The organism is Flavobacterium sp. FG139, assembly GCF_057809695.1.
In genome coordinates this window covers 35,624-49,485 of the sequence record NZ_JBMDKL010000004.1, presented here as the reverse complement: position 1 = coordinate 49,485, position 13,862 = coordinate 35,624, and the positions used below count along the sequence as shown (strand labels likewise).

Here is a 13,862-nt window from a genome sequence, read left to right as displayed (position 1 = left end):
TTACTAATCAGTTAATTAAAATATGAATTTATAGAATTTTATTCATTTAGGTTTTTTTAATCGATTAAAAACTTAATTACTCGATAAAAGGGTGTGGGATTGTTTTTTTTAAATTTTTCTAATGTTTGTTACTTTATTTTTTTTACTTTTATGTCATAAAAATATGATTATGAAGAAGATTGAAGTAATTATCGCCATATTATTAATTGTATTCACAACAAGCAATTTACTTGCCCAGTTGTATGTTGGTAATAACAGTTATGTTTTTAATAAAGGAGCATTGGTTTATGTTAAGGGAAATATAGAACTTAACACAGCAACTAGTAATTTTTATTTGAGAAATGAAGGGCAATTGTTGCAAGGAACTACCGTTGGTTCTGCTAACAAAGGCATTGGTAAATTATCTGTTTTTCAAGAAGGAACCGTAAATAATTATGCTTATAACTATTGGTGTTCACCAGTTGGTAACGCTTCAGCAACAGTTGGAAACGAAGATTTTGGTATAACTATGCTAAATGTGCCAACAACAAATACTGCTAGTACTGCGGCAACAATGCTTCCAATGAATAATTATGACGGTGTTTCGGGCGCTGGAACTTTATCTATTGCTCCTTATTGGATTTGGAAGTTTCTTTCTTCTTCAACGTATTCACAATGGTTTCAATCGGGATCAACAACCAATATTTCAGCTGGACAAGGGTTTACCATGAAAGGGACAAGCGGTTCTGATGCCACTAATCCGGGTGAAGCTGTAGCCAACAACCCAGGAAGTAAACAGCGTTACGATTTTAGAGGAAAACCTAATGATGGCGATATCACTATAAATGTGGCCAATACCAAGCTTACATTAACAGGCAATCCTTATCCTTCGGCCATAGATTTGTCTGCCTTTCTGACTAATGCTACTAATTGTACTGGTGTTGCTTATTTTTGGGAACATGATAAGTCGGTGAACTCACATCTTTTAGTGAATTATAGAGGTGGTTATGGAACGTATTCCCCAGTTTCAAGAGGTGGTACTGGAATTTATGTTCCAGCTAAATTTTATGCTTATGATATTAATGGGAATCAATTAGGATTAACTAGTACACCAAACAACAGTTATGCACGCTATTTTGCGCCTATAGGTCAGGGGTTTATGATTGAAGGAAACGGACTTGGAGCAACAGTTACCATGAAAAATTCGTATAGAGTATATCAAAAGGAGAATGTTGCCACTTCAGTTTTTGAAAAAAATACCCCACACGCTACTATTGGAAATCCTGGGTACCTATCCGAGATTCAATCGGTTTCTGGATTTGATTACACAACCGTAAGCACTAATGATGTGCCTCAAATTCGATTCAATACCTTACTGAATAATGATGCAATTAAACAAGTGGTTTTAGCTTTTGATCCAACTGCAACAGATGGTGTTGATCATGCAAAAGACGCTAAAAACCCTAGTGATAGTGCTCCAATGGACATGTATTTTGTTTTGGATAATAATGAGTATATTATTTCTGTAATTGATTACGATGAATATAAAAGACTTGATGTTGGATTTAGATCTAATGCTGCCGCCAGTGTAAAAATTACCGTAGCCGACATGCTTAATTTTAATCAAGCAAATAATGTGTATTTATATGATAAACAAACTCAAATTTATCATGATATCAAAAATGCAGAATATGCGTTTCCAATTGCTGCAGGTGTTACTAATGATCGATATGCTATAACTTTTAGAAATGATGCTTTAGGCGTGAGCTCCAATATTAAAGAGAGTTTTGCCATAGTTCAAAATAATGAAAATCAATTGTTATCTGTGGCGAATCCAAATTTATTAGAAGTAAAAACAGTAACGTTGTATGACGTTTTAGGAAAACTGATTTTTGATAAAGCTGATTTAGGAACAAAATCAATGTATGAATTTTCAACCGCTTCGTTAAGTGAGGGAATTTACATTGTTAAGTTAAAAACGAATGATGGTCAGAGTATAGCTCAGAAAATAGTTGTTGAACGAGTAAAATAATTTGAATACAACTAATTTAGAAAAGGCGTTTGCAATAATTGTAAGCGCCTTTTTTACATCATCTACCTAAGATTCGTACCTTTGTAAAAAAGAGATAACTTGAAAGTTTTAACTCAAGAAATACTATTAAAAAACTCCTCTGTTAGGTTGTTCATTAGGCGTGAAGATTTAATTCATCCTTTTGTGTCTGGAAATAAATATCGAAAACTTAAATATAATTTATTGGAAGCCAAAGCAGAAAAGCATACTCAAATAGTCACTTTTGGAGGTGCTTTTTCAAACCACATTGCCGCTACAGCTTATGCAGGAAGAGAAAATGGATTTCAAACTATTGGTATAATTCGTGGAGAAGAACTAGAGTCTAAGATTGATGAAAATCCAACCTTGAAATTTGCGCAAGAATGTGGTATGAAATTTGACTTCGTGACAAGAGAACAATACCGATGGAAAGATTCTGATCAATTCATCAATTTGTTACAACAGAAATACGACGCTTTTTATTTAATTCCAGAGGGCGGAACTAATGATTTTGCAGTAAAAGGATGTGCTGAAATTTTAGCAGAAGTGGATATCGATTACAATTATATCTGCTGTGCTGTTGGTACTGGTGGAACTCTATCGGGATTGATAAACGCGGCTAAATCCCATCAAAAAGTTTTGGGATTTCCGGCTTTAAAAGGTGATTTTTTACAAAAAGATATTCGTAAATTTGCACCAGTTGCTACCAATTGGGAATTAATTTCCGATTACCATTTTGGAGGTTATGCAAAAGTGTCCAACAAGTTGATTGCCTTTATTAATACATTTTATAAAGAAAATGCAATTCCGTTGGATCCAATTTATACTGGAAAGATGGTTTTTGGCGTTATGGATTTAATCGAAAAAAACTATTTTCCTGAACATTCAAAAATAGTAATGATTCATACTGGCGGTATTCAAGGGGTTGAAGGAATGAATCTCAAATTAAAAAACAAAAACTTACAAACGATACATTTTGATGATTAAGAAGATAATCCTTTATTTATGCATTAGTTTTTTTATTGCTTGTGGCTCTAGCAAACCTGTAGTTCGCACCTCTAAAAGTCCTAATGCACCAACCAAAACTGTAGTTAGAACAGTTAGAAAGTCAGTAGCAAAACCAGTAGCAAAGCCAGTGACTAAGGCTGCAGCTAAAACTCAAGAAACAAAGCCGACTACCAAAAATCAAGAGGTAAAGCCTGTTGAACAAAAAGAACCACAAGTAGTGACTTCAACAGAAACCAAACCCATAGTAGTTGCTCAAAATCAAGATAATGCTACAGAAATTTTGGAAGCCACTACACGAGTTAAAGTAACCACAGCAATGGTTTTGGTTTACATTGATAAGTATAAAGAAATCGCCAAAAAAGATATGGTTGAATACGGAATTCCAGCGAGTATTACACTGGGTCAAGGCATTTTAGAATCGGGTGCAGGAACAGGTCCTTTGAGTGTCCAAGCCAATAATCACTTCGGAATCAAATGCCACAAAGAATGGACGGGTCCAAGTGTGAAATATGATGATGATTCAGAGCAAGAGTGCTTCAGAAAATACAGTGAGCCTAATGAATCGTATCGTGATCATTCCTTGTTTTTAATCACCAGAGAACGCTATTCTAGTTTGTTTACTTTAGATAAAAAAGATTATAAGTCGTGGGCTAAAGGATTGAAAGATGCAGGTTACGCTACAGACCCTACCTATCCAACAAAACTGATAGCACTAATTGAACGCTACCAATTACAACAATTTGATGCTGAAGTTCTTGGTGTTGATTATGTACCGACAAAGCCAATTCAGTCACAGCAAACTAAAGAAGTTATAGTTTCTAATGTAGCATCACATCAAGTCATGAAAGGCGATACCTTATATTCAATTTCAAAAAAATATAACATCTCAATTGATGATTTGAAAAAGAAAAACAATATTTCCGATTCAGGAATTTCGGTAGGACAACAATTAATAATTCGATAATTACTAAATAAATATAATGTTATATAAAAGAAGCAGTCAGCTTTTTGCAGATGCAGAAAAAGTAATACCTGGTGGCGTGAATTCACCAGTGAGAGCCTTTAAAGGCGTAGGAGGAACACCAATTTTTGTAAAAAGCGCTAAAGGTGCTTATTTGTATGATGAAGAGGGTAATACGTTAATTGATTACATCAATTCTTGGGGTCCAATGATATTAGGTCATGCGTATCCGACAGTTATTGAGGCTATTACTGAAAGAGCTAAACTCGGAACTTCATTTGGGATGCCGACAGAATTAGAAACTAAAATTGCGGAGTTAGCGGTTTCAATGGTTCCTAATATTGATAAGATTAGATTTGTAAATTCAGGTACTGAAGCGTGTATGAGTGCGATTCGTTTGGCTAGAGGGTATACTAAAAGAGATAAAATTATAAAATTTGCAGGATGTTACCATGGTCATTCTGATTCTTTTTTAATTCAGGCTGGAAGTGGTGCTAGTACTTTTGGAACACCCAACAGTCCGGGAGTTACTCAAGGAACTGCAAAAGATACTTTGTTGGCAAGTTATAATGATATTGAAAATGTTAAAGCATTATTTGAGGCTAATAAGAACGAAATTGCTGCCATAATTGTAGAGCCTGTAGCAGGAAATATGGGTTGTGTGCCACCAATCAAAGGTTTTTTAGAGGGATTAAGAGAGGTTTGCTCTGCAAATGGAACCTTGTTGATATTTGATGAAGTAATGACGGGATTTCGTTTGGCAAAAGGTGGTGTGCAAGAATTATACAATATTAAAGCAGATATCGTTTGCTTCGGAAAAGTTATTGGTGGCGGATTACCCGTTGGAGCATTTGCAGCACGTAGTGAGATTATGAATTATTTAGCGCCTTTGGGGCCGGTTTATCAAGCAGGTACTTTGTCGGGTAATCCCTTGGCTATGGCGGCTGGATTGGCTATGTTGGAATCGTTGAATAATGATGATCAGATTTTTCAAAGATTAGAGGAAAAAACAGCTTATTTGGAGCAAGGCATTCGAAAAGTTCTGACCGATAATGAAGTTGAATTCACAATCAATAGGGTTGGATCAATGATCTCTGTGCATTTTGATGCCAATCCTGTAATTGATTTTGAAACCGCTAAAAAAGGAGATAATGAGATGTTTAAAAAATTCTTTCACGGATTACTAAACGAAGGAGTTTATATTGCACCATCAGCTTATGAAACTTGGTTTATTACTGATGCTTTAACCTATAAAGATTTAGATTTTACCATAGAAGCTATTAATAGAGTTACTAAAAGATAAACAAAAAAAGCTCCGAGAAATCGGAGCTTTTTTTATATTGATGAGTGAAAATTATTTTTTCAATCTAGAAAATAATTCACTATTTGCTTCTAAAATAGACATTTGTTTTTCAGTTAATGTAGCTCTTATTTTAGCTTCAATAACTCTTTCAAGTTCAGCTTTTCTTTCTGCAGATAGGTTTTTATCCTCAAGAATTTGATATTTAGTTTCAAATAATCTGAAGAAATTTTCAGTCATATCATTGTCTAAATGAACAAGATTTGCCAATTCAACAGCATCTTTTTTTGCCGATTCTTGAACGGTCGCTGGTTTCTTATCTTGAGCATTCATAGATGCACTGAAAGCTAAAAATAAAGCAAAAACAAAAAATATTTTTTTCATAATGTTATAATTTAGGTACTTAAATAGTATTCAAAAATATAGTATTTATATGAAAAAGCAAAATTTATTTATCATTATCTTCAGTTTCCAATCTTTTTTTCTTTTTATCTTTCATTCGATCCACTAATTTTTCCTTTTTTTCGGCTCTGTTTTGTTCCCATTTGGTGTACTGTTCCTCGGTTAGGATTTTTTTCATTTCAGCTTTCATAGCCTCTTGATTTGCTTTCATTTCACTCATTTTGGCTTCCATTTCTTCTTTAGTTGGTTTAGCTTGTTCGGCTCTTTTAGCTTCCATTTCAGCTCTTTTGGCTTCTCTTTTTTCAACTTCTTTAGAGACTAAAGCTTTTACTTGTTCGGCTTGTTTATCGTTCAAATTTAAATCTTTGGTCATTTTTTTTACTTGAAAATCAACACGTTGTTCTGGCGTAAGTTTTTCTTTTCTTTCTCCTCTAGGTCTTTGAGCAAAAGTCGTCATCCCAACGAACATCAATGCTACAAAAAATAATTTTTTCATATACTTAAATTTATTATTGTTATGCTAATTTGACTTTTATCTTGCAATAAGGTTTAATCATTAACAAAAGTTTATTAAAAATTTTGAAGATTGTAAAAAAGAACAAGAATTTGATTTTTTTGACACCTAAATGGGGATTAATTTCTAATTTTGCAAGGTGAAAAAAATAGTAATTATAGTTGTACTTGCACTGATGTTAAAGCCGATATTTCCGGTAATAGACTATGTAGTTAACTATCATTACATTGCAACCGTTCTTTGTGAAAATAAAAGTAAACCCGAACTTAAATGTTGTGGGAAATGTCATTTGAAAAAAGAATTAGCCAAAGCATCTGAAGGCGAAAAACCCAATTCTTCAGATAAAAAAGATACCGCTAAGCAAGAAGTTGAAGTCTTATTTTTTCAAAAGATTGAGTCATTTGTCACTGCTTCATTTAATGATACCAATCCTAGTATAATTGGTGACAATTATTCTAATTTATACGGATATTTGAATGACCGATCGGTCTTTCATCCACCAACCATAGCTTAGATTTTATCGAAAAAAATGCGCAATTTCATCAGTTTATAAACTGGTGAAGGTTTTATTTTGTGCCTATAGTTCAACAAAATTTAAGAAATTACAAATGATACATATTTTAAAAAAGTCAATTGCTATACTAGCAGTTGCAATATCTCTTGCTTCCTGTAGTAAGAACGACGATGCTATTTCTGGAACAGGAAATTTAAAAATCGAATTTGAAAATGGTTTTGCTGATAACGCATTAGTTATAGGCAGTGCCACGGTTCCAACTTCTCAAAATGAAGTTTTAAAAATAAGCAGTGTTAAATACATTGTGAGTAATATTGTTTTAACAAAAGAAGATGGAAGTACTTTTACCTATCCAAAATCGGAAAGCTATTTTATTGTTGACGAAGCTACCCCATCAAGTTTGCTGTTAAATTTGAGCAACGTTCCTGCGGCAAATTATAAGTCGATTAAATTTGGAATCGGAGTGGACCAAGCCCAATATGATTTAGGACAAACAGGTATTGCAAATTTTTGGACTACTGCTCAAAATGCTGGGATGACCTGGAGTTGGGCGTCTGGATTTAAGTTTTTAGCTTTTGAAGGTACGTTTACATCACCAACAGTAACTTCTGATACCTCTTTTATGATTCATACGGGTAAAACAGGTACAGATTATAATTATACTGAAGTTTCTCTAAACTTGCCTACCAATGCTTTGGTTCGCACAAACATTACACCTCAAATTCACTTGAGTACTGACTTGTCGCAAATTATTGATGGAACCAATAAAATTAATCTTACATCACATAATGGAATGGGAATGGGAGCTATGATTATGGGTGGAGCAGAGTTGCCACTAATTACAGCTAATTTGTCGAATATGTTTTCGGTTGAACATGTTCACAACGATCCAAATTAACAGAAAGAAAGCAGATTGGGTATGTTTTATCGAATCTGCTACTTTTAAATTTATTCAAGATGAAAATTAAATATTTGATTTTGTTCATTTTGCCTTTGTTATGGAGCTGTTCTAAAGATGAAGTCTATGTTGACGTGCCTTTGTCATTAAATGTTCCCTCTAATTTTCCGCCATTGGTGTATAATTTAGCTCAAAATCCTCCAACTGAAAAAGGGTTTGAATTGGGTAAGAAAATTTTTTATGACGGCAGGTTATCCTCTGATGGAACGATTTCTTGCGGTTTTTGTCACATACAGCAAAATGCTTTTACCCATCACGGACATACTGTTAGTCATGGAGTAAATAATGCTTCGGGAACTCGTAATTCACCTTCCATTCAAAACATGGCATTTCAATCTCAGTTTATGTGGGATGGCGCAGCAGATAATTTAGATTTTCAACCGGTTATTCCTTTGCTTAGTTCCATTGAAATGAATGGTAATTTCGGAACTATTATTGCTATGATGAAGACCGATCCGAAGTATGTGAAATTATTCGGACAAGCATTTCCAAACAAAGAAATTAATACTGAAAACATGTTTAAGGCCTTGTCGCAGTTCATGATAATGAATATTTCATCGAATTCAAGATTTGATAAATACAGAAGAAATGAACCAGGTGGAATATTAACATCAGAGGAATTGGAGGGTTATACTCTTTTTCAAGCAAAATGCGCCACTTGTCATGCCACCGATTTGTTTACCGATAATTCCTTTAGAAATAATGGATTGGCTATAAATCCATCGGTTAACGATGTTGGTAGGTATCGATTGACTCAATTGGCTCAGGATTACTACAAATTTAAAGTGCCGAGTTTGAGGAATGTTGAACTCACAGCACCCTACATGCACGATGGGCGATTTGGAACTTTAGACGCAGTGCTCAATCATTATTCAAATGCAGTTGTCAATTCGGCCACTTTAGATCCAATTTTAAATCAAAATGGAACGTTAGGAATTGCTTTGTCAACAACGGAAAAAATACAAATAATTGCTTTTTTAAAAACCTTAACGGATTATCAATACATCTCCGATTCCAGATTTTCGGAATAAATACATTATATAAATATGAAAAAAATAGTTTGTTTAATGATAGCGCTTTTTGTGTTGTCAAGTTGTAAAAAAGAAACAATCAAAAATGAAAAAAAGGCGAGTTTTATTAAGCCATCAAATCCTCTAAATACCCTGAAATATGATAATAAAATTGATTTTTATTGTCAAATGGATATTGTTAAATATGGTGTTAGTGATACGGTTACTTACAAAGGAAAATTGTATGGATTTTGTTCTAAAATGTGCAAGGACGAGTTTTTAAAAACACCAGAAAAATATTTAGCAAAAAAATAATAGTAGATGAAAAAAATAATAATAGATGAAAAAAATAATAATAGTAATAGCAATTTTTCTCATTCAATATACTAACGCCTCAATTAAAGATACGTTGCAATATCCAAATCCATTTCAAAAATATTATTTGTTGATGGAAGAAGAAGATTGCGATGCGTGTGGATGTTCTGCCAATGGCGGTAGCATGGGATTCAGTTCGATGTTGAATAATAATTTTATCGGAATACGGTATATGTATCAAAGTTATACCACTAAAGAAGGAGTTTTTAACAATTCACCTTGGATTGATGAACAGTTTAATACTATTCAAATATGGTCTAGAATTCCGATTACAAAACGAATTCAATTGACGGCTTTGTTACCTTATCATAACAATAGTAGAGCACTGGTTTCGGGTAAAGAAAGCATTTCCGGACTAGGAGATTTTACAGTGATGGGCATGTATAATTTGATTCAACCCAAAATAGATAGCACTTCTTATTATTCTCACAAATTACAATTTGGTGGTGGCATAAAAGCACCTACTGGAAAATACAATGTAGCCAATAATGGGACATTAAATCCGAGTTTTCAGTTAGGAACTGGGAGTTGGGATTATTTGTTGGTTTCTGAGTATGTGGTAAAAAGAAAGCAATTGGGTTTGAATACGGCCATGAGTTATACCATTAAAACTGAAAATCAAAAGCAATATCAATTTGGAAATCAATTCAATTACGGAGGTACCTTATTTTATTTGTTGGATTTTAATAAGGTAAAAGTTGTCCCGCAATTAGGAGTTGCAGGCGAGGTATATGCTTCTAACAAACAAGTCAAACAAGAAGTGATTGGTACTAAAGGAGCTATTTTGTTTAGTAAATTTGGTCTAGAATTAGGAAAAGATAAATGGTCCTTTGGGGTTAATACGATGCTCCCATTACAGCAAAACTTAACGGGTGGTAATGTGAAATCAAATTACCGTTTGAGTCTTAATTTAAATTATAGTTTATAAAAAAAAGAGGTTGTTAGAATTAACTAACAACCTCTTTGTATTTTCTTAATGAAAAGATTACTCTTTTGTGTAAACTGTTAATTTAACATAAAGTTCTTTGTTTCTTTTTAAAATTTCTTGTTGTTCTGGAGTTAAACCACCTAAAAATTTAGTAGTATATCTTTCGAAAAGCGATTTTTTTTCTTCGTCACTTTTTGCATTACTGATTGCTTCTTGTCTCATGAATAAAATAGTAGTCAAATCTTTCTTAAGACCTTCGTTTAATTTTATTTGAGTATCCAACTCTTCAATGTCTTTGTAAAAAGCTTCTTTGAGGTTTTTATCTTTAGGAGATTCAACATTTATATTTTGTACTGGAGTTGCTTTAGAAGCTTCTTGTGCTTTAACATTAAAGCCAAAAGCCAATGATAAAGCCATTATTGCCATTATTTTTTTCATAATCTTCTTTAAATTAAATTGTTGAAAGGCGAATTTAGTAAAATTTTTAATAAATGAAACAAATTCGGTAAAAATTATGATTTCAATTCAACCGTTTTAGAATCACCATCAACAACAACTTTGGTTAATCCATGTTTTGATAAACCTTTCATAGCAGCATCCCATTTTTTGCCGCTTAAAGCCGATTTGTCTTTAAGTTGTGCTAAAGGTTGATTGTTTTCTGCTTTTAAAAGCGCTAGGATAAATTTTTCGTCTTCAGTTAATTCTAATTGTTTTTTCTCTGGACGCATTTGTGGGAAAAACAACACTTCTTGAATGGATTGATTGTTGGTCAAAAACATAATCAATCTATCCATCCCAATTCCTAATCCGGAAGTTGGTGGCATACCATATTCTAGTGCTCTTAAAAAGTCGTTGTCAATAAATTGAGTCGCTTCATCGTCACCACGTTCAGCCAATTTTAATTGGGCTTCAAAACGCTCTCTTTGATCAATTGGGTCATTCAACTCAGAATAAGCATTTGCAATTTCTTTTCCGCATACCATCAATTCAAAACGCTCGGTCAATTCGGGATTGTCTCGGTGTTCTTTACACAATGGTGACATTTCCTTAGGATAGTCGGTGATGAACGTTGGTTGGATAAAATTCCCTTCGCATTTAGCGCCAAAGATTTCGTCAATTAATTTTCCTTTACCCATGGTTGCATCAACTTCAATTCCCATAGATTTAGCGGCATCGAACAATTCAGTTTCGCTTTTCCCTGAAATATCAAAACCAGTAAATTGTTTAATGGCATCGGTCATGGTAACGCGTGCATAAGGCGCTTTAAAATTAACTTTATGTTCGCCAAAAGTAGTTTCAGTAGTGCCATTAACTTCTTTAGCACAATATTCCAATAAATTTTCGGTAAATTCCATCATCCAGTTGTAGTCTTTGTAGGCTACATAAATTTCCATTGCTGTAAATTCAGGATTATGCGTTCTGTCCATTCCTTCGTTTCTGAAGTTTTTGGAAAACTCATATACGCCGTCAAATCCACCCACAATCAATCGTTTTAAATACAATTCGTTGGCAATTCTCATATACAATGGAATGTCTAAACTGTTGTGGTGCGTTATAAATGGTCGCGCCGCCGCTCCACCAGCAATCGATTGTAATACGGGTGTTTCTACTTCCATATATCCAGCGGTGTTGAAAAAGTTTCGCATTGCCGTGAACAATTTTGTTCTTTTGATGAAAACTTCTTTCACTTGCGGATTTACTACTAAATCCACATATCGCATGCGGTAACGCAGTTCAGCATCATTAAAGGCATCATGTACATTGCCTTCTTCGTCTTTTTTGGGAAGTGGTAATGGGCGTAGCGTTTTGCTTAAAAAAGTAAATTGATCCACACGTACCGATTTTTCGCCTACTTTAGTTAAAAACAATTCGCCTTCAATACCAATGAAATCTCCTAAGTCGGTTAGTTTTCTAAAAACTTGAGTATATAATGTTTTGTCTTCACCAGGGCAAAGTACATCACGATTAAAATACAACTGAATTCTGCCTTCACTGTCTTGCAATTCCACAAAGGAAGCTTTTCCCATATCACGATCACTCATGATACGACCAGCCAAAATCACTTTCTTACCTTCTTCAAAGTGTTCCTTAACTTGCTTTGAGGTGTGATTTACAGGAAATAAATCTGCAGGATAAGGGTTGATACCAAGTGCACGCAAAGCGTCCAATTTCTCTCTTCTAATGATTTCTTGTTCCGAAAGTTGCATATGTAGTGTATTTTAAGCGTGCAAAGATAGTTATTTGTTTAAAAGTATAAAAAGTTTACCGTTTAAAGTTTTTTGGTTTAAAAGTGTTGAGCGTGAATAAATGGCATGATATACTTTTTGTATATTTGACAAAATTTTAAAAGATATGAGAATTATAAAATTACTTTCGACGATACTTTTTGTATGCACTATTTCGAGTTGCACAATTACTGAAAAAATGATTCTGAACGAAAAAGGTTCGGGTAAATTCTCATACGATATTGACGGGTCTCAAATGATGTCGATGATGGGTGGTGCTATGAAATCGCAATCCAATGATGATGCTAAAAGTGGGGATTCTAAAAAGAAGAGTAAAGACATTGATAGTACGTTTACTTTTAAACAGTTGTTAGCGAGTAAAAAAGACAGTATTGCGAAGTTGTCTCCAGAAGAACAAGAGAAAATCAAAAAGATGGAACGCTTTAGTGTTCATATGGTTATGAATGAAGAAAAAGGGATCATGAATTATTCGATGTTTACCGATTTTAATTCCATTACAGAATTGCAAGACGTTATGAATCCGGTTCAGTCTATGAAATCAATGGTGCCTGGAGGAGGAAAAAAATTATCGGGAAAAGATTCGGGTTTTCCAGAAGACAACACTTCAATTAAATTTCTATATGATGGAAAGTCATTCAAGAAAATAGTTGCTAAAAAAGAGTTGAAAAAAGAGGTAGCTGTTGCAGAAGCAGATGAAGATTCGGAAGCATCCAAAATAAAAGAGTCCTTGGAAATGGTTTATGGTCAGTCCAACTTTAAAGTGGTGTATGAATTTCCAAAAGCGGTAAAATCAATTTCTGTTCCCAATGCGCTTTTTAGTGAAGACAGAAAAACCGTCACTATAGAGTATCCGTTGAAAGATTATATGGAAAATCCTGATAAGTTAAATTTTGAAGTAGTATTTAAATAAAAATGAACAAAAAAATCCAGTTTCAAGATTTAGGCAATAGAGATTACAAAGATGTTTGGGATTATCAAGAAGAATTGTTTAAGAAAATTGTGGATGTCAAAATTCAAAATCGAAAAGATGAAACTCAATTAGAAACGCCAAATTATTTTCTTTTTGTAGAACATCCTCATGTATATACTTTAGGAAAAAGCGGTGACATCTCTAATTTACTGTTGTCAGAAAAACAATTGGAGGACAAAGGAGCGACATTTTACAAGATCAATAGAGGAGGTGATATTACCTATCATGGTCCCGGTCAAATTGTTGGTTATCCCATTCTTGATTTAGAAAATTTCTTTACGGATATTCACAAGTATTTGCGGTTTTTGGAAGAAGCTATAATTCTGACCTTAGCCGAGTACAATGTAGTAGGAGTGCGTAGTGAAGGCGAAACAGGAGTATGGCTTGATGTTGGAACTCCTTTTGCTCGAAAAATATGTGCGATGGGTGTTCGAGCTTCTCGTTGGGTGACCATGCACGGATTTGCACTTAATGTTAATGCTAATTTAGGATATTTCGATAATATTATTCCTTGTGGAATTAAAGGAAAGGCCGTAACTTCATTACATGTAGAGCTTAGAGTTGATTATGTAAATGAAGACGAAGTGAAAGCAAAAATTATAAAGCACTTTTCGGCTTTGTTTGAATCTACTTTTGTGTACTAAAGT

Annotated in this window: 15 protein-coding genes; 11 read left to right on the top strand and 4 right to left on the bottom strand. The window is 33.8% G+C overall.

The window, feature by feature from the left end:
- The first annotated feature begins 169 nt into the window (after positions 1–169).
- From ACODSI_RS04545 to hemL, 4 genes are all read left to right on the top strand, one after another.
- Positions 170–2,011: a DUF8693 domain-containing protein gene (locus tag ACODSI_RS04545; protein ID WP_488915661.1), complete on the top strand. Its 1,842-nt coding sequence runs from the start codon at positions 170–172 to the stop codon at positions 2,009–2,011.
- A 99-nt stretch (positions 2,012–2,110) separates the two neighbouring features.
- Complete coding sequence (locus ACODSI_RS04540) at positions 2,111–3,016, top strand: 1-aminocyclopropane-1-carboxylate deaminase/D-cysteine desulfhydrase (protein WP_488915660.1); 906 nt, start codon at positions 2,111–2,113, stop codon at positions 3,014–3,016.
- Positions 3,009–4,001 (top strand): glucosaminidase domain-containing protein, encoded by a 993-nt coding sequence (locus tag ACODSI_RS04535; RefSeq protein ID WP_488915659.1) that lies wholly within the window; start codon positions 3,009–3,011, stop codon positions 3,999–4,001. The genes ACODSI_RS04540 and ACODSI_RS04535 overlap by 8 nt, the downstream gene beginning before the upstream one ends.
- 16 nt (positions 4,002–4,017) lie before the next feature.
- Positions 4,018–5,301 carry a glutamate-1-semialdehyde 2,1-aminomutase gene (gene hemL, locus ACODSI_RS04530; protein WP_488915658.1) on the top strand — a complete coding sequence of 428 codons (1,284 nt, stop codon included), beginning with the start codon at positions 4,018–4,020 and terminating at the stop codon, positions 5,299–5,301.
- Positions 5,302–5,352: 51 nt separating this feature from the next.
- Here the strand turns inward: hemL and ACODSI_RS04525 are convergent, their stop codons facing one another.
- Both ACODSI_RS04525 and ACODSI_RS04520 read right to left on the bottom strand, forming a co-directional pair.
- Complete coding sequence (locus tag ACODSI_RS04525; RefSeq protein ID WP_488915657.1) at positions 5,353–5,682, bottom strand: hypothetical protein; 330 nt, start codon at positions 5,680–5,682, stop codon at positions 5,353–5,355.
- Positions 5,683–5,746: 64 nt separating this feature from the next.
- On the bottom strand, positions 5,747–6,196 hold the full coding sequence (locus ACODSI_RS04520; RefSeq protein WP_488915656.1) for a DUF4890 domain-containing protein: 450 nt from the start codon (positions 6,194–6,196) through the stop codon (positions 5,747–5,749).
- A 157-nt stretch (positions 6,197–6,353) separates the two neighbouring features.
- Between ACODSI_RS04520 and ACODSI_RS04515 the strand changes: the two genes are divergently transcribed.
- From ACODSI_RS04515 to ACODSI_RS04495, 5 genes are all read left to right on the top strand, one after another.
- On the top strand, positions 6,354–6,728 hold the full coding sequence (locus tag ACODSI_RS04515) for a hypothetical protein (RefSeq protein ID WP_488915655.1): 375 nt from the start codon (positions 6,354–6,356) through the stop codon (positions 6,726–6,728).
- A gap of 94 nt (positions 6,729–6,822) precedes the next feature.
- On the top strand, positions 6,823–7,626 hold the full coding sequence (locus ACODSI_RS04510; protein WP_488915654.1) for an MbnP family protein: 804 nt from the start codon (positions 6,823–6,825) through the stop codon (positions 7,624–7,626).
- Positions 7,627–7,685: 59 nt separating this feature from the next.
- A complete protein-coding gene (locus ACODSI_RS04505) occupies positions 7,686–8,717 on the top strand; it encodes a cytochrome-c peroxidase (RefSeq protein WP_488915653.1) in 1,032 nt (343 codons plus the stop codon).
- 15 nt (positions 8,718–8,732) lie between these two features.
- Positions 8,733–9,011, top strand: coding sequence for a YHS domain-containing protein (locus tag ACODSI_RS04500; protein WP_488915652.1), 279 nt, complete (start codon positions 8,733–8,735; stop codon positions 9,009–9,011).
- A gap of 25 nt (positions 9,012–9,036) precedes the next feature.
- On the top strand, positions 9,037–9,999 hold the full coding sequence (locus ACODSI_RS04495) for a transporter family protein (RefSeq protein ID WP_488915651.1): 963 nt from the start codon (positions 9,037–9,039) through the stop codon (positions 9,997–9,999).
- A gap of 57 nt (positions 10,000–10,056) precedes the next feature.
- Here ACODSI_RS04495 and ACODSI_RS04490 read toward each other — a convergent pair whose 3' ends face one another.
- Together ACODSI_RS04490 and lysS are read right to left on the bottom strand one after the other, a co-directional pair.
- Positions 10,057–10,437, bottom strand: a complete 381-nt coding sequence (locus tag ACODSI_RS04490; protein WP_488915650.1) for a hypothetical protein — start codon at positions 10,435–10,437, stop codon at positions 10,057–10,059.
- A 74-nt stretch (positions 10,438–10,511) separates the two neighbouring features.
- Positions 10,512–12,206 carry a lysine--tRNA ligase gene (gene lysS, locus ACODSI_RS04485; protein WP_488915649.1) on the bottom strand — a complete coding sequence of 565 codons (1,695 nt, stop codon included), beginning with the start codon at positions 12,204–12,206 and terminating at the stop codon, positions 10,512–10,514.
- Between the two features lie 145 nt (positions 12,207–12,351).
- Here lysS and ACODSI_RS04480 point away from each other — a divergent pair, with 145 nt between their 5' ends.
- Both ACODSI_RS04480 and lipB read left to right on the top strand, forming a co-directional pair.
- Positions 12,352–13,155, top strand: a complete 804-nt coding sequence (locus tag ACODSI_RS04480; RefSeq protein ID WP_488915648.1) for a hypothetical protein — start codon at positions 12,352–12,354, stop codon at positions 13,153–13,155.
- 2 nt (positions 13,156–13,157) lie between these two features.
- Positions 13,158–13,859, top strand: coding sequence for a lipoyl(octanoyl) transferase LipB (lipB, locus tag ACODSI_RS04475; RefSeq protein ID WP_488915647.1), 702 nt, complete (start codon positions 13,158–13,160; stop codon positions 13,857–13,859).
- Positions 13,860–13,862: the final 3 nt, after the last annotated feature.

Bases quoted from the DNA above. Each gene is read 5' to 3' on its own strand.
- lipB (WP_488915647.1), top strand. From the start codon at position 13,158: ATGAACAAAAAAATCCAGTTTCAAGATTTAGGCAATAGAGATTACAAA.
- lysS (WP_488915649.1), bottom strand. From the start codon at position 12,206: ATGCAACTTTCGGAACAAGAAATCATTAGAAGAGAGAAATTGGACGCT.
- ACODSI_RS04500 (WP_488915652.1), top strand. From the start codon at position 8,733: ATGAAAAAAATAGTTTGTTTAATGATAGCGCTTTTTGTGTTGTCAAGT.
- ACODSI_RS04545 (WP_488915661.1), top strand. From the start codon at position 170: ATGAAGAAGATTGAAGTAATTATCGCCATATTATTAATTGTATTCACA.
- ACODSI_RS04510 (WP_488915654.1), top strand. From the start codon at position 6,823: ATGATACATATTTTAAAAAAGTCAATTGCTATACTAGCAGTTGCAATA.
- ACODSI_RS04495 (WP_488915651.1), top strand. From the start codon at position 9,037: ATGAAAAAAATAATAATAGTAATAGCAATTTTTCTCATTCAATATACT.
- hemL (WP_488915658.1), top strand. From the start codon at position 4,018: ATGTTATATAAAAGAAGCAGTCAGCTTTTTGCAGATGCAGAAAAAGTA.
- ACODSI_RS04490 (WP_488915650.1), bottom strand. From the start codon at position 10,437: ATGAAAAAAATAATGGCAATAATGGCTTTATCATTGGCTTTTGGCTTT.
- ACODSI_RS04535 (WP_488915659.1), top strand. From the start codon at position 3,009: ATGATTAAGAAGATAATCCTTTATTTATGCATTAGTTTTTTTATTGCT.
- ACODSI_RS04480 (WP_488915648.1), top strand. From the start codon at position 12,352: ATGAGAATTATAAAATTACTTTCGACGATACTTTTTGTATGCACTATT.
- ACODSI_RS04520 (WP_488915656.1), bottom strand. From the start codon at position 6,196: ATGAAAAAATTATTTTTTGTAGCATTGATGTTCGTTGGGATGACGACT.
- ACODSI_RS04505 (WP_488915653.1), top strand. From the start codon at position 7,686: ATGAAAATTAAATATTTGATTTTGTTCATTTTGCCTTTGTTATGGAGC.
- ACODSI_RS04525 (WP_488915657.1), bottom strand. From the start codon at position 5,682: ATGAAAAAAATATTTTTTGTTTTTGCTTTATTTTTAGCTTTCAGTGCA.